Source organism: Paenibacillus sp. FSL R5-0636 (genome assembly GCF_037974255.1).
Lineage (GTDB): Bacteria > Bacillota > Bacilli > Paenibacillales > Paenibacillaceae > Paenibacillus_AQ > Paenibacillus_AQ odorifer.
Genome location: NZ_CP150232.1, coordinates 432,243 through 449,838, shown reverse-complemented (window position 1 = coordinate 449,838; position 17,596 = coordinate 432,243). Strand labels below are relative to the sequence as shown.

Annotated in this window: 20 protein-coding genes and 1 riboswitch; of the genes, 10 read left to right on the top strand and 10 right to left on the bottom strand. The window is 45.4% G+C overall.

Features of this window, described 5'->3' with window-relative positions; translation table 11 throughout:
- The first annotated feature begins 46 nt into the window (after window positions 1–46).
- Together MKX34_RS01995 and infC are read left to right on the top strand one after the other, a co-directional pair.
- Window positions 47–952 (top strand): LysR family transcriptional regulator, encoded by a 906-nt coding sequence (locus MKX34_RS01995; protein WP_036682751.1) that lies wholly within the window; start codon window positions 47–49, stop codon window positions 950–952.
- Window positions 953–1,013: 61 nt separating this feature from the next.
- Window positions 1,014–1,532, top strand: coding sequence for a translation initiation factor IF-3 (gene infC, locus MKX34_RS01990; protein WP_076297272.1), 519 nt, complete (start codon window positions 1,014–1,016; stop codon window positions 1,530–1,532).
- 533 nt (window positions 1,533–2,065) lie between these two features.
- On the opposite strand, the gene MKX34_RS01985 is transcribed toward infC, so the two are convergent.
- The 9 genes from MKX34_RS01985 to MKX34_RS01945 form a co-directional block, all read right to left on the bottom strand.
- On the bottom strand, window positions 2,066–2,242 hold the full coding sequence (locus MKX34_RS01985) for a histidine phosphatase family protein (RefSeq protein WP_143763766.1): 177 nt from the start codon (window positions 2,240–2,242) through the stop codon (window positions 2,066–2,068).
- An 18-nt stretch (window positions 2,243–2,260) separates the two neighbouring features.
- A complete protein-coding gene (locus MKX34_RS01980; protein ID WP_076297271.1) occupies window positions 2,261–2,863 on the bottom strand; it encodes a response regulator transcription factor in 603 nt (200 codons plus the stop codon).
- Window positions 2,860–4,014, bottom strand: a complete 1,155-nt coding sequence (locus tag MKX34_RS01975) for a sensor histidine kinase (protein ID WP_036682757.1) — start codon at window positions 4,012–4,014, stop codon at window positions 2,860–2,862. Before MKX34_RS01975 ends, MKX34_RS01980 begins: the two co-directional genes overlap by 4 nt.
- 4 nt (window positions 4,015–4,018) lie before the next feature.
- Window positions 4,019–4,753, bottom strand: a complete 735-nt coding sequence (locus MKX34_RS01970; protein ID WP_036682760.1) for an ABC transporter permease — start codon at window positions 4,751–4,753, stop codon at window positions 4,019–4,021.
- 2 nt (window positions 4,754–4,755) lie between these two features.
- Complete coding sequence (locus tag MKX34_RS01965) at window positions 4,756–5,664, bottom strand: ABC transporter ATP-binding protein (protein ID WP_076224891.1); 909 nt, start codon at window positions 5,662–5,664, stop codon at window positions 4,756–4,758.
- A gap of 195 nt (window positions 5,665–5,859) precedes the next feature.
- The gene (gene nfsA, locus MKX34_RS01960; protein ID WP_076101226.1) at window positions 5,860–6,612 is read right to left on the bottom strand and encodes an oxygen-insensitive NADPH nitroreductase; all 753 of its coding nucleotides are present in this window, start codon (window positions 6,610–6,612) and stop codon (window positions 5,860–5,862) included.
- Window positions 6,613–6,643: 31 nt separating this feature from the next.
- Window positions 6,644–9,106, bottom strand: coding sequence for a heavy metal translocating P-type ATPase (locus tag MKX34_RS01955; protein ID WP_036682766.1), 2,463 nt, complete (start codon window positions 9,104–9,106; stop codon window positions 6,644–6,646).
- A 113-nt stretch (window positions 9,107–9,219) separates the two neighbouring features.
- Complete coding sequence (copZ, locus tag MKX34_RS01950) at window positions 9,220–9,420, bottom strand: copper chaperone CopZ (protein WP_036682768.1); 201 nt, start codon at window positions 9,418–9,420, stop codon at window positions 9,220–9,222.
- Between the two features lie 53 nt (window positions 9,421–9,473).
- Window positions 9,474–9,821, bottom strand: coding sequence for a metal-sensitive transcriptional regulator (locus MKX34_RS01945; RefSeq protein ID WP_051491259.1), 348 nt, complete (start codon window positions 9,819–9,821; stop codon window positions 9,474–9,476).
- A gap of 266 nt (window positions 9,822–10,087) precedes the next feature.
- Between MKX34_RS01945 and MKX34_RS01940 the strand changes: the two genes are divergently transcribed.
- The 8 genes from MKX34_RS01940 (at window position 10,088) to MKX34_RS01905 (ending at window position 16,860) form a co-directional block, all read left to right on the top strand.
- Complete coding sequence (locus MKX34_RS01940; RefSeq protein ID WP_036682771.1) at window positions 10,088–11,608, top strand: MDR family MFS transporter; 1,521 nt, start codon at window positions 10,088–10,090, stop codon at window positions 11,606–11,608.
- Between the two features lie 11 nt (window positions 11,609–11,619).
- On the top strand, window positions 11,620–12,180 hold the full coding sequence (locus tag MKX34_RS01935; protein WP_339204290.1) for a PadR family transcriptional regulator: 561 nt from the start codon (window positions 11,620–11,622) through the stop codon (window positions 12,178–12,180).
- An 89-nt stretch (window positions 12,181–12,269) separates the two neighbouring features.
- Complete coding sequence (locus MKX34_RS01930) at window positions 12,270–12,485, top strand: hypothetical protein (protein WP_051491260.1); 216 nt, start codon at window positions 12,270–12,272, stop codon at window positions 12,483–12,485.
- Window positions 12,486–12,537: 52 nt separating this feature from the next.
- Window positions 12,538–13,515, top strand: coding sequence for an aldo/keto reductase (locus tag MKX34_RS01925; RefSeq protein WP_036682775.1), 978 nt, complete (start codon window positions 12,538–12,540; stop codon window positions 13,513–13,515).
- Between the two features lie 379 nt (window positions 13,516–13,894).
- Entirely contained in the window at window positions 13,895–15,070 is a 1,176-nt protein-coding gene (locus MKX34_RS01920) for a hypothetical protein (RefSeq protein WP_038568378.1), read from the top strand.
- 1 nt (window position 15,071) lies between these two features.
- Window positions 15,072–15,662 (top strand): signal peptidase I, encoded by a 591-nt coding sequence (locus MKX34_RS01915; RefSeq protein WP_076101220.1) that lies wholly within the window; start codon window positions 15,072–15,074, stop codon window positions 15,660–15,662.
- A 90-nt stretch (window positions 15,663–15,752) separates the two neighbouring features.
- Window positions 15,753–16,361, top strand: coding sequence for a TasA family protein (locus MKX34_RS01910; protein WP_036682781.1), 609 nt, complete (start codon window positions 15,753–15,755; stop codon window positions 16,359–16,361).
- A 169-nt stretch (window positions 16,362–16,530) separates the two neighbouring features.
- Window positions 16,531–16,860 carry a helix-turn-helix domain-containing protein gene (locus MKX34_RS01905; RefSeq protein WP_036682795.1) on the top strand — a complete coding sequence of 110 codons (330 nt, stop codon included), beginning with the start codon at window positions 16,531–16,533 and terminating at the stop codon, window positions 16,858–16,860.
- Between the two features lie 107 nt (window positions 16,861–16,967).
- On the opposite strand, the gene MKX34_RS01900 is transcribed toward MKX34_RS01905, so the two are convergent.
- Window positions 16,968–17,123 carry an anti-repressor SinI family protein gene (locus MKX34_RS01900; RefSeq protein WP_232061118.1) on the bottom strand — a complete coding sequence of 52 codons (156 nt, stop codon included), beginning with the start codon at window positions 17,121–17,123 and terminating at the stop codon, window positions 16,968–16,970.
- 27 nt (window positions 17,124–17,150) lie between these two features.
- Window positions 17,151–17,235: riboswitch (cyclic di-GMP riboswitch) on the bottom strand.
- Window positions 17,236–17,596: the final 361 nt, after the last annotated feature.

Here is a 17,596-nt window from a genome sequence, read left to right as displayed (position 1 = left end):
ATAAGATAATAATCTTAATCAATTATACCGATAGAGGTGACAATCGATGGATCTAAAAGAACTGATGGCTTTTAAGACCATTCTTCAAGAAGGCACTTTCTCACGCGCTGCCGAGAAGTTGAATTATGCGCAGTCTACCATTACCAACCAAATTCAACGACTTGAAAAAGAACTGGGCATACAACTCTTTCACAGAGGCTGGGAAGTAGAACTGACAAGTGCTGGGCAAGTTTTTGCAGCGGAAATCGATAACCTTATTCAACACTGGAACTATGTATCAGAACTCACCAAAGCTTTACAGCATGACGAAATTGGCACACTTCATATCGGAGGCATTGAATCCATGATGGAATCCGTCCTACCGAACGCCTTGCGAAAGTTTCAGGAGCAAAAACCAAAGATGGCATGTAACTTCATTCAGGGTAACACTGATTCCCTCTCACAGCTTGTCCTCCAAAGTGAGCTGGATTTCGCCATCTGCGGTGAGCCGTCCGACCTGTCTTTCATTTATTTCGAACCGCTCTATCACGAGAAAATCGCTTTTATAGTAGATGAAAATCATCCTTTAAGCGGACGAGACGATATTTCATTTCGAGAAATTCTTGAATATCCAATTATAGCTGGAGGGCGCACTTGCTTATATTACCTTCGGTTAGCTAAGCAATTTTCGAGATTCGAATCAAAGCCCACTTTATCCACCATAAGCCAAATTTCTGCTATTCCTCATTTTGTAAGAAAGAACCCTGGGGTAGGGGTAGTGCTTGATTCGACAGCTTTAATGACAGATATCGTAAAAATAGATGTTGCACTAAGCGAACCGTTCATACAAGTAGGTATATTGCAGCGGCGCAACCGAGAATATCTAGCAACATCATCTAAAAAACTAATCCTAAAAATCATAAAAGAAGAAATTGAGAGGATTAGTAACGCTAATCCTACGCTCCACATTTGAACCTCAAGCTAGTTCCATATATGATAGCTTTATCATCGTTATCAGGGGAGGATTCATAGAAGTGGCAGTATTAATCAATGAACAAATCAGAGCATCCGAAGTAGTCCTTACAGGACTTAGGGGTGAGAAGCTGGGTATCGTCTCCCGGGAAGAGGCGCTGGCCATGGCCAGATCAGCAGGTGCTGATCTGGTATGCACCTCGCTAATGAGCAGCCCACTGCCCTGCAGCCTAACTGCAAAAGGCAAAGCAAAAGCGGCCGCGCAGAAAGAAGCAGCCTCAGCACGCAAGGCCAGTGGGGGTTCAGCTGCAAAGGGCGGCAGCAAGGAGAAGGTCAAAGAACTCCGCTTTACTGCTCATATTGAAGAGCACGACTACGATACTAAGCTCCGTCAGGCTGATAAGCATCTCCGCTCCGGCAAGCCGGTGCAATTAGTCGTGAAGGCATCCGGCGCCAAAGAAGCGGCTGCCTCCAAGGCCGTATTGGAGCGACTAGTGACTGACTTGAAGGAAGTTGGAACGAAGGAAACGGGCATACAGACAGGCGGCAAAGGTTCACAGGTGAAATTAAATCCACGGTGAAGAGTGGAATTTCAGATAGAGTAGGCTCAAAACTAAAATGAGTCGACCATTTCATGAAAAGCTGCTGCTATCTGCCAATGTAGCTTTATTGCGAGCAGAATTCAGAATTGCGTTCGGACACCACAGCCCTTATTCGTAACTATTTCGCTGTTCTGGGATGCTAACGGACTTCAGAGACTTTATATCACTAAAATAGCACGATATTCCCTCCATTTATGGAAAATAAGATCTCTCGAGTCCACAACTTCCTCCAAAAGGCTTAAAATGTACAAATAGCTGCATCTAAGTCCGTTAGTACAATAGCAAGTGGAAATCAGGAACTGGGCAAGGGGCACGATTCTTATATGCAAGCAAAAATGCCTTCGATGTCCCTAAAGAACGGTAAGCGCTTATGCGAGAAATAGAAGGATAATGTATCGTGCCGAACTTATACGTTCTTGTTGTATTTAAAAAAAAGGCCATCCTCTGCGGGATGGCCTTTCACTTCATAGACAATATCCTAGCTCGCTCTTAATCAGTCACCTTAAACATGATTACCCATTAATCCCCTTGGGCGATAGTTCATACCCCAATGGTGAAGCATATAATTCATCCAGACCGATAGATGCCATGCGTTTTCCCAATGCCGCTGCTGCTTCCTGATGCCCGAATTCCGTTAGATTATCTATGGAATAGTCCGGATCACCATGACGAATCAGAAATATTTGCATAACAATACCCTTCTCCCCTCAAATCCAGCCTTTTTCTTCCGCCAGCCGTACCGCCTCAATCCGGCTTTTCACTTCCAGCTTGTTGAGTATTTCAGAGATGTAATTGCGGACAGTGCCGTAAGACAGATGCAGCGAAAAGGCTATCTCGCTCGCGGTTTGCCCTTCTCCAGCCAGTTTTAAAATCTCTCGCTCCCGTGCTGTTAATGGATTCTCCTCCCGCAAACTGCCAAAGACTAACTCCGGAGATACCTCCCGATGTCCAGCCATGACACGACGAATAGATTCAGCTAGCTTATCTACAGGCTCGTCCTTCAACAAATACCCTTGAATACCAGCCTTTACTCCACGCTCAAAATATCCCGGACGGGCAAAGGTAGTCAAAATAATAATACGGGTCGGACACCCCTTACTCCGCAATATTTCTGCAACCTCCAGCCCGCTCTTGAACGGCATTTCAATGTCCATGAGACAGACATCCGGCTGAAGCTTGTCGATTAAAGCTAAAACCTCCGCCCCATCACAAGCTTCTCCGACTACTTCGATATCGTCTTCAAGATCCAGCAAAGAAGCCATCGCTCCCCGAAGCAGACGTTGATCCTCCGCTATAACAATGCTTATCATGCAGTCTCACCCCCTTGTGCATCTTTTACGATTAGCGGGATGGCAACGATCAGCTTAGCTCCCTGACCCTCAGCTGAGCTTAGCGACAGGGAGCCATCAATCAGGGATAGGCGCTCCGCCATCCCCTTCATGCCATTTCCATCGTTAAGCCCGCCGTTCCCTTTCTCCCCGTGCTGTAGGCCAATACCGTTATCTTTAACGGTAATTCGCACTTCTCCAGCCAGCTTTGCCACTCCTATGAAGCATTTATCCGCTCTGCTATGCTTCACGATATTAGTCACCGCTTCTTTGATACAGAGGCTGAGGATATTTTGCGTCAGGTCGGATACCCCCTCCAGAGAGATATCCCCTTCCACTTCTAAGGCGATCTCTGCCGTCCGCAGCATCTCTCCAGCTTCAGCCAGTTCCTCTGCTACTGAGACCGCACGCATTTCCGACACTAGCTCACGCACTTGACGGAGCGCAGCCCGTGAAGTGCGCTGGATTTCCCGCGCTTCCTCTTGGGCTCGCTCCGTATTTTTCGTCACCAGCTTCTCTACGAGTTGGCTCTTTAACGTAATCAAGGACAAGGTATGGCCAAGGGTATCATGCAGGTCACGGGCGATTCGCATTCGTTCCTCACGCTTCACCAGCTCTTTAATTACCTCATTCGCTTGATCCAGCTCTTTCTCCAGCTTCTGATTCCGATTCATGGACCTCACTCCGAACGGACTAATCAACATAATAACAATAAACGGAGCTAAAAATATCACACTTCCCCACTCCATCCCACGACCCACTAAGACCAGCACCGAAAGGATCATGATCACAAAAGAAGTAAATGCAATTTTGAAACCTTTATTCTCCGTATAATATGCGATAAAATTTGCGGTGAAAAAGCCCATGTACAGATTATAGGGGGTATAGAACACACTAAGCACCACGATGATCAACATTTGAATAATTAACCAAACATTAAACACTCCACCCCGCACCCAATACAGCTGGCGATAGCTGAGGGCAAATACCGCTATCATAATCCCGCCCAGAATGAGCTTCATTCCAGTCTCCCCGCGCAAATTCAGGATGGGCAAAACCAGATAAACAGCCCATACAAAAGGGAAAAACCCCTGTTTTTGTGGAAATAACCGGAACTTCGCACGCTCAGCCATTCATTCACACCGCTTCCTGTTTTTTTCGAATATAGACCGATAGTAACATAAAAACTACCAAATATCCGAGCAAAATCAAGACATTACTCCACGTCGGAGCTGATCCACGAACGATCTCCCAGGCTCCATTCCCATAGTTATAGGAAGGCAACCAATGACCAATCCGCTGCATTAATCGTGGCAGAATCTCAATCGGCATCCACATGCCCCCTGCTACAGCAAGAGCCATATAAATCACGTTGCTGACTCCACTGGCTGTATCCACCCGTTTCATAGCACCTACAAGCGTACCAATCGCTAAAAATGGTAGAGAACCGATCAGGATCCACAGCCCGCTAAGTACCCATTGACCTGCGGATAAAGAGACGCCATTGATTAAATAGCCTGCGATAAAAATACAAATGACTGAAAACAGATGCATCATCGTCTGTCCGAACATTTTTCCGAAAAAATAGATCGAACCCGGCAGCGGTGTAATCCGAATAAAGGTGGTCCAGCCTTGTGTTCGCTCTTGCACCAACCGGATGCCAAGCGTCATAATGGCTGAGCCCATTACACTGAAGGTCGCCATAGACATTAAATAATGAGCACGCCACGTTAGGTCATCGCTACCTGTATTGACCACCCGGGTGAAGATGAAATAGAACATGATGGGCATGAGCAAAGACCAGAACACATAATAGGGATTACGGATGATCCGCAGCATTTCTGCTTTACACTGTACAGTAATTAGTCTCATGGTTAGACAGCCTCCTCTTGGTTCATGGTCAATTGTTCAAAAGCCTCATCCAAACGTCCCTGATCAATTCGAACATCCTTCACGGGAAGTCCAGCCACAAAAATCGCTTTAAGCGCCTCATCTGTATCCTCTGTGGTCACATGAATGCGGCCATCTTTTTCATAACAATCCTCTATAGCAGCTAGGTCTAGCAGGTTGCTGCGCAATTGCGAGCGATCACCCACAGGCAGGAAGGACACGGAACGCTTCACAATCCGCGATTTAATCTCATCTGGACTTCCGTCCGCAACTAAGTGGCCTTTACTGAATAACAGAATACGATCCGCGATATCTTCTGCTTCCTGCAAATAATGGGTCGTGAACACAATCGTTTTTCCTTGCTCCGCAAGTCCACGAACCGTTTCCCAGAACCGCCGCCGGGAAGTAATATCAAGTCCGACTGTAGGTTCATCGAAAAAGATCAGCTCCGGATTACCCGCGAGGGCTAGCGCAAAGCCCAAACTACGCTTTTGACCGCCCGAGAGCTTCTCGGCGTATCTATTCAAATCGGCTGGCGCAAGTCCAGTAGCCTTAATTAGAAACTCCATATCCATAGACTTTGGATAATAGCTGCGGATCAGATCAATGATCTCCCGCACCTTTAGCCGATCCATTACACTTACTTCCTGCAGCATCGCTCCAGTCTTTTCACGTACTGCTTTATCCTTCGGATGATGCCCGAACAACTCCACTGTACCCTCGGTAGGCTCTATTAGCCCCAGCAGCATGCCTAATGCCGTTGTTTTACCCGCTCCGTTCGGTCCCAGAATAGCTGTAATCGAACCTTTAGCAATGTTAAAGGTGATATTATCTACGGCCTTTTTATCCTTATATATTTTGCTGACCCCGTGCATTTCTATAATATTATCCATAACGTAATCCCTCCGCTTCCGAATGCGTTTGATCTATTTCAATCATATGGAAAAAGAAGACATGACATTAGTATGGACTGTCATTTCTTTAAGATGACAACTGTCACCTTCCTGGCTCCGAATAAAAAAGAGAGGCTGCCCTATCAGTAGAATGAACTACTAATAAGGCAGCCTCTTTAGGTGAAGAAAGTTTAGTTATCTTCGAAGGAATCCTTTTTCCAGCAGGAACTCCTTCATATGCAGCCGTGCTGGCTGTGCCAATCGCTCCGCCATAATGGCCGACCAAGGGGTGTCTTTGGCGCCGTGGGTCCGCTCACGCATATAGTCTGAGGAGACTTTATCGTAAGTTTTGACCTGCTCCACAGTGGTTTCCGCATTGTAGCGATTACGATGCAGAACAGCCTCTAGTGGAAGCCGCGGACGCAGGCCCGAAGCTCCGTCAGGATAACCCACACACATCCCAAATATCGGGTAGACCAATTCAGGCAGTCCCAGCAATTCCGATACCTCCGCGATCCGGTTACGGATTCCACCGATATATACAATTCCAAGTCCTAGTGATTCCGCAGCCACTGCAGCATTCTGTGCGGCAAGCGCAACATCAACGGTAGCTACAATCAGGTTCTCAGCAGAATCTTCATAAGAAGTCTCTCCCTGCAAATGAGGTTTCGTCACCTCGCGCAGCCGATACAGATCAGCGCACCAGACCAAAAACACTGGGCATTGTTCTATATAAGCCTGATTGCCCGCTAATCCCGCAAGCTCCGTCTTTAGTGCCGGGTCAGTAACTGCAATAACACTATAGGCCTGAACATTGCTTGAGGTTGAAGCCATCTGAGCTGCTCCAATAATAGCGCTAAGCTGATCTTCACTTACTGGCTTATCCTGAAACTTGCGGACAGAGGCATGTTTCATTAACAGAGAAATTGTATCGTTATTTACTTGCACTGTGGCCACTCCCTAAATAGTGATGGTGATATTACAGCTTTACCCGCTGTAGCCGAAGTGCATTCAAGACAACAGACACGGAGCTAAATGCCATCGCAGCTCCTGCCAGCCATGGGGCTAGAAACCCAAGTGCAGCAATCGGTATTCCTATTGTATTGTAAGCAAGCGCCCAGAACAAATTTTGTTTAATATTTCTCATCGTTTTGCGGCTCATCATAATCGCATCAGGAATACTCTTCAAATCCCCGCGCATCAGCGTAATATCTGCTGCTTCCATAGCTACATCCGTTCCTGTCCCAATCGCCATACCCGTATCGGCAGTAGCCAGTGCCGGAGCATCGTTGATCCCATCCCCAACCATGGCAACCTTAGTTCCATTTTGCTGGAGCTTGCGTACCTCTTCAGCTTTGCCCTCTGGCAGAACCTCTGCTAACACTTTTTCGATCCCTGCCTGCTTCGCAATAGCCTCAGCTGTGATTTTATTGTCACCAGTGATCATAACGACTTCAATACCCATATCATGAAGCGCGGCTACAGCCGCTTTTGAGGTCGGTTTAATCGTATCAGCAACGGCCACAATCCCAGCGATTTCTCCCTCTACCGCTACTAGCATAGCGGTCTTTCCCGACTCCTCGAGCTTCTTCATAATTGGAGTCCATTCTGTGATATCGAGCTGATGATCTTCCATCATCCGCCGTGTGCCTACCATAACCTGCTGATCAGAGATAACCGCCATAATTCCACGTCCGGGCACATTATCAAACTGCTCAGCAGTAGGCAAAGCCAAACCTCTATCAGCGGCGCCAGCAACAATAGCTTCCGCAAGTGGATGCTCTGATAGCTTTTCGGCGGCTGCAGTTAAAGCTAACAAACGGTTTTCCGCGTTTTCTTTTCCATAAGCTGCAATTCCAGTAGTAGTCACAACATCGGTAAGCACGGGTTTACCATTCGTCACTGTACCTGTTTTATCTAGCACAACGGTCTGGATCCCTTGCGCTCCCTCTAAATGCTCCCCACCCTTGAAGAGGATTCCAAGCTCTGCTGCCCGGCCCGATCCTGCCATAATGGAGGTTGGCGTTGCCAGACCTAGCGCACATGGACAAGCGATTACGAGCACTGCAATAGCTTTTTCGAGGGCATCAGCGAACTGGCCAGGGGCTGCCCAGAAATACCAGATCAGAAACGTTATCACAGCAATACCCACAACAATCGGCACAAAAATCCCTGAGATTACATCGGCAATCCGTTGAATCGGAGCTTTGGAGCCTTGAGCTTCCTCCACTACTCGGATAATTTGAGCCAGCGCAGTGTCGCGACCCACTTTATTTGCTTTGATTCTCAAGATACCATTCTTATTCATAGTGGCACCGATCACGGTATCCCCTGGTTTTTTCTCCACAGGAATACTTTCCCCGGTCAACATCGACTCATCCACAGAAGAAGATCCCTCGACAACTTCGCCATCCACAGGCACCTTAGTACCGGGCTTCACCAATACAATATCGCCAGGAATGACTTCATCTGTCGGGATATTCATTTCTTGCCCATCCCGAATTACGAGGGCGGTTTTTGCCTGAAGACCCATTAAGCTTTTGATTGCGTCAGAGGAACGGCCTTTCGCCAGCGCCTCAAACCATTTACCGACGAGGATAAGGGTAATGAGTACAGCACTCGTCTCATAATACATTTCTACAGTATGATTCATTCCCTTCATGCTTAAGGAATCAATGGTCAGATAAAGACTGTAGAAATAAGCTGCTGACGTCCCTAATACGACCAACACATCCATATTGGCACTCCGGTTACGAAGGGCTTTATAAGCACCGACGTAGAACTGCCAACCGATGATAAATTGCACAGGGGTAGCCAGAACAAGCTGGAACCAAGGATTCATAAATATATCCGGTGTTGGAATCCAGCCGGTGAAGGAGAAATGACCCGCCATCGCCCATAACAATGGGAACGAAAGAATTGCAGAAATGATCCATTTCCACTTTTTATGCTGAATTTCTTTTCCACGACGATCCACATGATCCTTGCGGTCTTCTTTAAGAGAAGCTTTATAGCCGATACTGCTTACCTTCTCCATGATCTCCCTTGGACTGATATTACCGGGTGTATATTCTACATGTGCTGTTTCCAGCGCCAAATTCACATTAACTGCTGCTATGCCCGGTGTACGGCTCAACACTTTTTCAATCCGTGAGGAACAAGCAGCACAGGTCATCCCCGATATATCAAAATCCGCAGATTCTTTAATAGTGTCATAACCAAGAGAACGGATTTTATCTTCAATTTGTGGCAACCCTGATACTGTCGGATCAAATCCAACAGTAGCCTGTTCCAAGGCTAGATTCACATTCGCACGAGATACGCCGTCCATTCGGGACAAACCTTTCTCAATCCGGGTTGCACAAGCGGAACAAGTCATCCCTGTAATCTGTACAGTTGCCTGCTGTTCGTTTGGTGAAGCTGTTGTTTTGGTTTTATCCATGATTTCCACGCCTCCACATACCCCTATAGGGTATGATAATTTCTAAAAGAAAAGGCATTGGAGCTTCGGGTTGCTTCCCCATATCACTCCAAGCCTTATTACTGTGCTTCAAACTAAACTACGTCATACCCTTGATCTTCAATCGCTTCTTTAATCGCGCCAAGGCTTACTTTGTTCTCATCATACTCGACGGAAACTTTCTTAGCAGCAAGATCAACTTTAGCTGTGGCTCCAAGATTGCCTACGGCTTTCTCTACGGAGTTAACACAGTGACCACAAGACATTCCTTCAACGTTTAATGTAGCGTTTGACATTAATATAACCTCCAATAAATGTTGTGAAGCTATGCTCTAGAAGCATTAGCTTATTATTTCATTAATTTGTTAACCGTAATTAGGAGCTCGTCGATAACCTCATGTTCACCAGCTTCGATTCGCTCAACAATGCAACTTTTCATATGCCCTTCTAGCAGCAACTTACCGACACCATTTAACGCCGCCTGTACCGCTGCGAGCTGGTTGAGCACATCATCACAATAGGTATCCCGCTCAATCATACCCTTTACCCCGCGGATCTGGCCTTCAATCCGGTTGAGGCGCGTATTCAAGTTATTCTTGAATTCTGCCGAATGATGACTTTTTCGTTCTCCTGATGATGAAGAATGACAATTTATGTCGCAGGATTCTGCTGCTTGCTCTTTCTTGGCAGTAGACATAAGAATCAGCCTCCTTGGTTATAATATAATATACCCCCGCAGGGTATGTCAAGAGGCATTCCTAATTCATCCACAGATGATCTCCACTGGTAGTTTGTCCCTATATTACCGCCGTATTCTTCTACGGTTGGCTATACATCTCTATTTTTTAAAAAAAACTATTGCCTCCCTATTCAAATTTGAATATAATAAATTTTGCTTCTAATTATGAACATTTTTCGAACAGAACTATCACTATCACTATTAAGAAAAAGGAGCTGCGAAGCATGCATACTAAAGAAAGTAATCTTAAACTCGTAGTGGTTGGCCTGCTGCTTGGTATTCTTATGTCCGCAATGGACAATACCATTGTAGCTTCAGCTATGGGAACGATAGTCTCAGATCTTGGCGGTCTGGATAAAATCGTATGGGTCACCTCCGCTTACATGGTAATGGTAATGGCCGGAACCCCTATCTTCGGCAAGCTCTCTGATATGTATGGACGTAAACGTTTCTTCATTTTCGGATTGATTGTATTCCTGATTGGCTCGGCTCTGTGCGGTACTGCCACCAGTATCACACAGCTCAGCATTTACCGTGCCATTCAAGGGATCGGCGGCGGTGCACTAATGCCAATCGCCTTCACCATCGTTTTCGACATTTACCCGCCTGAAAAAAGAGGGAAATTGACCGGTCTCTTTGGAGCCGTCTTCGGAATTTCCAGTGTACTTGGACCTTTACTCGGTGCCTATATTACCGACTATGTTGGTTGGCAGTGGGTATTCTACATTAACCTGCCGCTAGGAATTATTGCACTGTTCCTGATTGCAACTTCTTATAAGGAGTCGATCTCCCACGCTAAACAGCGCATTGACTGGGGCGGAGCCTTCACTCTGGTTGGCGCGATTATCTGCCTAATGTTCGCTCTGGAACTTGGTGGTAATCAATATGCTTGGGATTCCAGTGCCATCCTTGGCTTATTCGTAGGTTTTGCTGTTCTCTTGCTGGCGTTTATCCTTATTGAGAGAGTAGCTGCTGAACCTGTGATCTCGTTCGCTATGTTCCGCAAACGGTTGTTTGCAACAAGCAGCGTGACCAGCTTATTTTATGGTTCTGCTTTTATCGTAGCTACTATTTATATCCCTATCTTTGTGCAGGGTGTATTTGGCGGCTCAGCTACGAACTCAGGGCTGATCCTTATGCCGATGATGATCGGTACGGTCGTTGGCAGTCAGACCGGGGGACTGCTTACAACAAAAACCAGCTTCCGCAACATTATGATCCTATCCGCAGTCTGCTTTGTCGCAGGGGTCTACAGCCTAAGCACTTTATCACCAGATACCTCCCGCCTCATGCTTAATGTATTTATGGCTCTGACTGGGTTCGGCGTAGGCTTTTCCTTCTCCGTGCTGAGCATGGCAGCTATTCATAATTTCGATATGCGCCAACGGGGGTCGGCAACATCAACCAGTACCTTCATGCGCTCCCTTGGAATGACGCTGGGAATTACGATCTTCGGGATTATTCAGCGGAATAGCTTTACTAACAGTCTTAGCGATGCTTTTGGCGGTAGTGAACAGTCAGCAGCCTTCGGAGATCCACGCGCTGCGTTAACACCTGAAGCAAGAGCGAAGATCCCTGCTGAAATATTAGAGAAAATATCAAGTGCGTTATCCACCTCTATTGCACAAACCTTTATGTGGGCCTTGATTCCTGCAGTGCTCGGTCTAGTCTTTGTACTGCTCATGCCAAAAGACCGTCTTACCATTCCTGCTAAAGCTGTTCAGGCGTCAGAGGGCAAAAGGTAACCATTATGTCCATGAAATTAGCCATTTTAGGTTTACTGCTGGAGCGGAACATGCATCCCTATGAAATCACATTAGTGATGAAGGAACGTTCCATGGACCGGATCACCAAGCTGCAGATGGGATCACTCTATTATGCTGTGGATAAGCTTGCACAAGATGGTTATATAGAAGCTTTAGAGATCATCCGCAGCAGTGATCGGCCGGACAAAACAATCTATGCCATAACGGAGCAAGGTAAAGCTTTATTCGAACAGCTTATCCTGCAACAAATTAAGAAAAACGAACCCTTCTATCATCCGATGTATATGGCCCTGGCTATGTCCCGTCATATCGATCAGAGCAAGGTTGAGAAGCTGCTCGAGGAACGCCTCCGGGAAACAGAACATCAGGTTAATCTGGCTTATCAGGTATACGAGGAGCATATCTCCATCGTGCCTCGTTCTGCCCTGCATCTAATGTACGGTACATATGAGCACACCCTGACTGAGCTGAAATGGCTGCAGCGCCTATACGATGATGTTGTAGCACGCAAGCTAAAAGACGTAGGGACACCGTTGAATTTAGAGGCCTAATGGCCTCTTTTTCTGTTTAAGGGAGTCAAAATACGTTTATTAACGAGCACAATATCCATTAAATCTCAAAGGAAGGCGAGGCGGTAAAAATGACCCAAGAAAAACATCAGCTGAATAGTGACAAACGGGATCACCCGGAACAATATCCAACAGAGAAAGAAAGTCTATTCGATCTTCATGAAAGTGAGCAGAATGTAGACCCGATTCCGATGGAAGATTTGACACTGGAAAAGCAAGAAGAAAAGAATAAAGAGGAGACCAAACACCGCTCTTCCAGCGACAAAAAATACCATACGGGCTTCTGAGAGTGTACAATAACTACAAGTACGCAATCATATTTTCCAAGGAGGAATCACATTGTTGAAAGCGTTACCTTTAAACAAGCGCGGGATTCCCGCAAGCCGCATTGCTTTAGGCTGCATGGGACTAGGCGGTGACTGGGACCATGAGCCGATTACTGCGGAGAATGTTAAACAAGGGCATGAAGCGGTCGATGCCGCACTTTCTATCGGCATCAACATGTTTGATCATGCAGATATTTACACTCGTGGCAAGGCGGAGAAGGTATTCGGTCAGATTTTTAAGGATCGTCCAGGACTACGTGAAGAAATCATAATTCAATCTAAATGTGGAATTAAGCTAATGGAGCCTGGGGACAGCACTAATACGTTTGATTTCTCTGGCCAACATATTCTGAACAGCGTGGATGGAATATTGTCACGACTTGGGACCGAATACATTGATATTCTTCTATTGCATAGACCCGATCCCTTAATGGATCCTGAGGAAGTAGCCTCCGCATTACATCAACTGAAGGCCGCTGGTAAGGTTCGTCATTTCGGGGTTTCCAATATGAGCGCCGCTCAGATCAAGCTGCTGCAGACTTATTGCGATGAACCTTTTATCGTAAACCAGCTGCATATGAGCTTGGCTAAGATCAGCTGGGTGGATGCTGGAATCAGTGTAAATCGTGAACCCTGGAAGGATATTATCTTTCCTGAGGGAACCCTTGAACATTGTCGAATGGAGAACATTCAGCTTCAAGCCTGGGGGCCACTCGCCCAAGGTCTATTTAGCGGGCGTTCATTAGAGGATCAACCGGAGAATATCGTCCAAACAGCAGCTATGGTCCAACAGCTTGCAGATGAAAAAGGAACAACACCCGAAGCTATTGTATTGGCTTGGCTAATGACACATCCAGCTGCCATTCAGCCTGTTATTGGAACTGTGAATCCGAAGCGTATTACTGCCTGTGCCGATGCGGACAAGCTGGAGCTTAGCCGTAAGGAATGGTACGACCTGTATGTTAGTTCACGTGGTTCAAAACTTCCGTAACATATACATTTATATTCTCAACTTCATTACTCCACTTATACCCGGCTCGCGTTTTTACTGCGAGCCGGGTATTTTTATGCGAATCACCCTAATAGATCGTTCTTTATTGCGAATATATTTAGTAATCGAGCGATAAATGGAGTTATTTAGAGATAAATTATCATTTTTGTTCTTTATAGAGTACAAATGCGCGTTATTGGCAGTTTTCTTTTTGTTTTATTCCATGTATGATTCATTACAGAAGTTGTTCTTAATAAAGAACGATAATAACGAACCAAAGAAACAGACATTGAGGGGAGGTATTCCTCTGAGACCCAGATCAGCAAGGAGAAGACCTAGAAGAAACAGGAAAATTGGTTTACGTATACTGCAATCAGGAATGGCTGTCTCCGTCTTATTTCTATATACCTCGCAGCAAGTTGGTGGTACCTATGGAGGCTTTGGAGCTGCTGCGCAAACCACTAGCACGATTAGCTTTTGCGAAGTATTTCCGAATTCGATCAAGGCACTGCTTACAGAGTTCAAAGAACATGTTAATCGAGCGCTCACTTTAAAAGAATCACTACAACCCTTTTCCTCATCAGCTAACTACTCGGACGTTTCGGGAATAGAAGGGATGTCGCTGGAAGAGCTTGATGTCGCTGCACAAGAGATTTCTTCGCAAATAGCGGCGCTTCAATCCCAAATAGATAGCGTTAACGAGCAACTGGCGGCTAACAGCCAAATTTGGAATCAAATCCACAATGAGCTAAGTGCAGCAGCAGCCTTACTCTTCCAGATAGGAGGATATATGACTTCTCTAGATTCAAACTGTCTAGAAATCAAGGATGAGCAATTTTTCAGAGATTTACAAAGCAGCCTGAATCAAAGTGGTGTGATCTCGGAATCCTTGAATGCTTCCTTAAATGGAGTTATTAGTTACCTAACCTCCATACACGATGTCGGTCTTCCATTCGCTTCGGTAGTTACCAGTGATGTTTATGGACAACTTGAATTACGCGAAGGAGAGTTCCCACAGCCGCTGCCATTCCTGATTACCTTCACTCAACCAGATGGCGTGATCTCTAGCGACCTCACCTCCACTTATGAAGCTCTAAATACCGAATTGACTAACCTTAAAGAATCGGCAACCTCAGGTATCACTACCCTTCAAGATAAACTCCAAATGATCAGTCAGACTCGCGAGCAAAAACTAGAAGAGCTTGAAAAAGCTCGGCTAGAAGAAGAGCAAGCAAAGAAAGAAGAAGAAGCGAAGAAGGAAGAAGAACGTTTGGCTGAGGAGAAAAAGCAACAAGAAGCCGAGGATAAAGCGAAAGCTGAGGCAACCCCTCCAACGTCAGGTGAAGCTGCTCCGGAAGCCCCAAATAAAGAACAACCTGAAGCCCCAGCCACTGACCCGGTTAAGCCGGAAATTGGTGAAGAGCTCACAATTCCAAAAGATGTTCCTCAGCAAGAGGCTCCACAAGAGACGCCAAAGGCGGAAGACAGTACGACTACCCCGCCGGTAGCAACCCAAGCTCCTTCGGACCCTCAACCTGAGAAAGGTGGAGAATAAGATGCGAATTAAAAAAATTATCAATAATACCTTATCGAGCTTAATGCTTGTGATCTTTATTCTGCTGGTGGCAGCCGTAGTGTTATCCAAGGCCTCCGGTGGTGAACCTGCTTTCTTCGGATATGAGATCAAAACCGTACTCTCAGGATCGATGGAACCAGGAATTCAGACAGGCTCAATTGTCGCATTAAAACCCGGAGGGGATATGAATCGTTTCAAACCAGGCGATGTCATCACCTTTAGGAACGAAGATAATCTGCTCATTACTCACCGGATTGTAGAAGCGACCGTCAATAACGCTACTGGTGAAGCTGTTTATCGCACTAAAGGCGATAACAACGACGCACCCGACATGAACCCTACCAGTTCTGCGAATGTTGTAGCTCAGTATACCGGGGTCACTGTACCCTATGTCGGTTACGCTATGAATTTCGCGGTTTCCAAAGCTGGAAGTGTAGTCCTCATGATCGTGCCTGGCTTGATGCTTCTGCTCTATGCTCTGTATACCTCTTGGAAGGCTGTAGCTGCATTAGAAAAGAAAAATGCTGCCCTACTGCCAGCCTCACCGTCCCCAACAGAAACACAGCCCTAAGTTGATTGTCCACTTCCGCTTACGAACCGGAAGATACAATATATAAATTTTATAAAAAATTCAAACACAAATTTGAGGAGGAATTTTATTATGGGTATCAAGAAAACATTGGGTCTTGGCGTAGCATCTGCAGCACTGGGTTTATCATTAATCGGCGGAGGAACCTTCGCATACTTTAGCGACACTGCGCAAAGCACAGCTACATTCGCAGCGGGTACACTCGATCTGAACTCCGACCCTTCTGTCATCGTTAATATTCCTAACCTGAAACCAGGTGATACTGTAACTAAATCCTTCAAATTGAAAAACGATGGTTCGCTCGATATCGGATCTATCATTCTGAATACATCGACTCAAATCACGGATGCTAAAGGAGATAACTACCTGGATTTAGCCGAGTTCATTAAAGTTAAATTCCTTAGAAATAATGATAAAGGAGTACCTATCGTCTCTCCTGAAAATGTAGTTTATGAGACTACACTTGCTGCTTTAAAAAGTCAGCATCCGGATCTCGTAAAAAATACAGGTTGGGATCAACTCTTTACCGAAGCATCCGGTATTAAAGCCGGTACCAATGACAGCTTCTCCGTCCAATTCGAATTTGTGGAAAATAACCAAGATCAAAATATTTTCCAAGGCGATAGCTTAACACTGACTTGGGATTTCGTAGCTAAACAAGGTGCGAAAAAAGACTACTAAGATCAATAAAGTAATTTAATAAAATACTCGAAGAGCAGCAGATCCTGAATCCGGCCACGGATAAGCAGATTGCTGCTCTTCTCTTTACAATAAACTTTGTCCGATTTATTGATATTTGCTATACTAATAACAAAAATTACGGAGGGGCGTCAGCATAGTGCCACAGAATATGGGCCAACGTATCCAGCAGCTCCGCCTAGACAAGGGTTTCTCCCTATCTGAGCTTGCGGACAGAGCAGATGTGGCTAAGTCGTATCTTAGCAACGTGGAGAGAAACATCCAATCCAATCCATCCATCCAGTTTATCGAAAAGATCGCTGACGCGCTTCAGGTATCCATTCATGCCCTACTCTATGGAGAACCAAATGATGCAGAGGAATCACATTTAGATTCGGAATGGTTCCGATTGGTGCAGGAAGCTATGGACTCAGGCATTAGCAAACGCGAATTCAAAGAATTTCTGGACTATCAGAAATGGAAGCTCGATCAAAAGGATTAATACTTCCTACTAATCTGGTACGATCCTCTCTTCTACTAAATCATATCGAAAAAGGACACAGCGAAGAACCGCTGTGCCCTTTTTCGATATGTAACCCCTCTAATGTATTACTGCACGATCTGCACAGTTTTCTCATGAAAGAACTGGCGGATTTCATCTGCCTTAATGCCAGCCTTCTTAGCTGCTAATAATAAATGTACCCACTCTTGATCCAGATCAATAAACTGCTGTTCTCTGTTGCTACCCTGGTTGGACTTTTCCAAAAAATCTCCCCCTAAGATTTTACGTCCCCAGGCAATCCGGCTGTCATAGTATCTCTACCTTAGACCCGCGACTTTGTGCCCCTGCCTTTCGGCAAGTTTACCTTTTACTGGACCCTTTTCACGAAAGGATCTGCTTAAAAAACTATAATATTACTATCTGCAATAACATTATACAAAAAGAAAGCGGAAAAGTGTGTCGATTCCTGGTTACTTTCTATTTTAAAAACGAAAAATAAAAGATTTTTTTTCAAAGATCTTGTCCGATTATCACGATACTCGTCCGTTACATAAAATAAATTGTACTAGCAAAATAAATATTTACTGACCTAATAGTTAAAAATAAGGATAATAGAATCATTTTAATAGGCCTTTAGAATGGGTAATGAGAAGAAACACCCTTCTTTTCATTAGAACAAGCTAACCTATACCATTTTGCGAACGTATTGGACGAAAGAATGAATTGATTACAGTGG

What these genes read in the sequence shown, in the direction of transcription:
- MKX34_RS01995 (WP_036682751.1), top strand. Translation starts at nt 47, where the DNA reads ATGGATCTAAAAGAACTGATGGCTTTTAAGACCATTCTTCAAGAAGGC.
- MKX34_RS01985 (WP_143763766.1), bottom strand. Translation starts at nt 2,242, where the DNA reads ATGCAAATATTTCTGATTCGTCATGGTGATCCGGACTATTCCATAGAT.
- MKX34_RS01980 (WP_076297271.1), bottom strand. Translation starts at nt 2,863, where the DNA reads ATGATAAGCATTGTTATAGCGGAGGATCAACGTCTGCTTCGGGGAGCG.
- MKX34_RS01975 (WP_036682757.1), bottom strand. Translation starts at nt 4,014, where the DNA reads ATGGCTGAGCGTGCGAAGTTCCGGTTATTTCCACAAAAACAGGGGTTT.
- MKX34_RS01970 (WP_036682760.1), bottom strand. Translation starts at nt 4,753, where the DNA reads ATGAGACTAATTACTGTACAGTGTAAAGCAGAAATGCTGCGGATCATC.
- MKX34_RS01965 (WP_076224891.1), bottom strand. Translation starts at nt 5,664, where the DNA reads ATGGATAATATTATAGAAATGCACGGGGTCAGCAAAATATATAAGGAT.
- MKX34_RS01955 (WP_036682766.1), bottom strand. Translation starts at nt 9,106, where the DNA reads ATGGATAAAACCAAAACAACAGCTTCACCAAACGAACAGCAGGCAACT.
- copZ (WP_036682768.1), bottom strand. Translation starts at nt 9,420, where the DNA reads ATGTCAAACGCTACATTAAACGTTGAAGGAATGTCTTGTGGTCACTGT.
- MKX34_RS01945 (WP_051491259.1), bottom strand. Translation starts at nt 9,821, where the DNA reads ATGTCTACTGCCAAGAAAGAGCAAGCAGCAGAATCCTGCGACATAAAT.
- MKX34_RS01940 (WP_036682771.1), top strand. Translation starts at nt 10,088, where the DNA reads ATGCATACTAAAGAAAGTAATCTTAAACTCGTAGTGGTTGGCCTGCTG.
- MKX34_RS01935 (WP_339204290.1), top strand. Translation starts at nt 11,620, where the DNA reads ATGAAATTAGCCATTTTAGGTTTACTGCTGGAGCGGAACATGCATCCC.
- MKX34_RS01930 (WP_051491260.1), top strand. Translation starts at nt 12,270, where the DNA reads ATGACCCAAGAAAAACATCAGCTGAATAGTGACAAACGGGATCACCCG.
- MKX34_RS01920 (WP_038568378.1), top strand. Translation starts at nt 13,895, where the DNA reads ATGGCTGTCTCCGTCTTATTTCTATATACCTCGCAGCAAGTTGGTGGT.
- MKX34_RS01915 (WP_076101220.1), top strand. Translation starts at nt 15,072, where the DNA reads ATGCGAATTAAAAAAATTATCAATAATACCTTATCGAGCTTAATGCTT.
- MKX34_RS01910 (WP_036682781.1), top strand. Translation starts at nt 15,753, where the DNA reads ATGGGTATCAAGAAAACATTGGGTCTTGGCGTAGCATCTGCAGCACTG.
- MKX34_RS01905 (WP_036682795.1), top strand. Translation starts at nt 16,531, where the DNA reads ATGGGCCAACGTATCCAGCAGCTCCGCCTAGACAAGGGTTTCTCCCTA.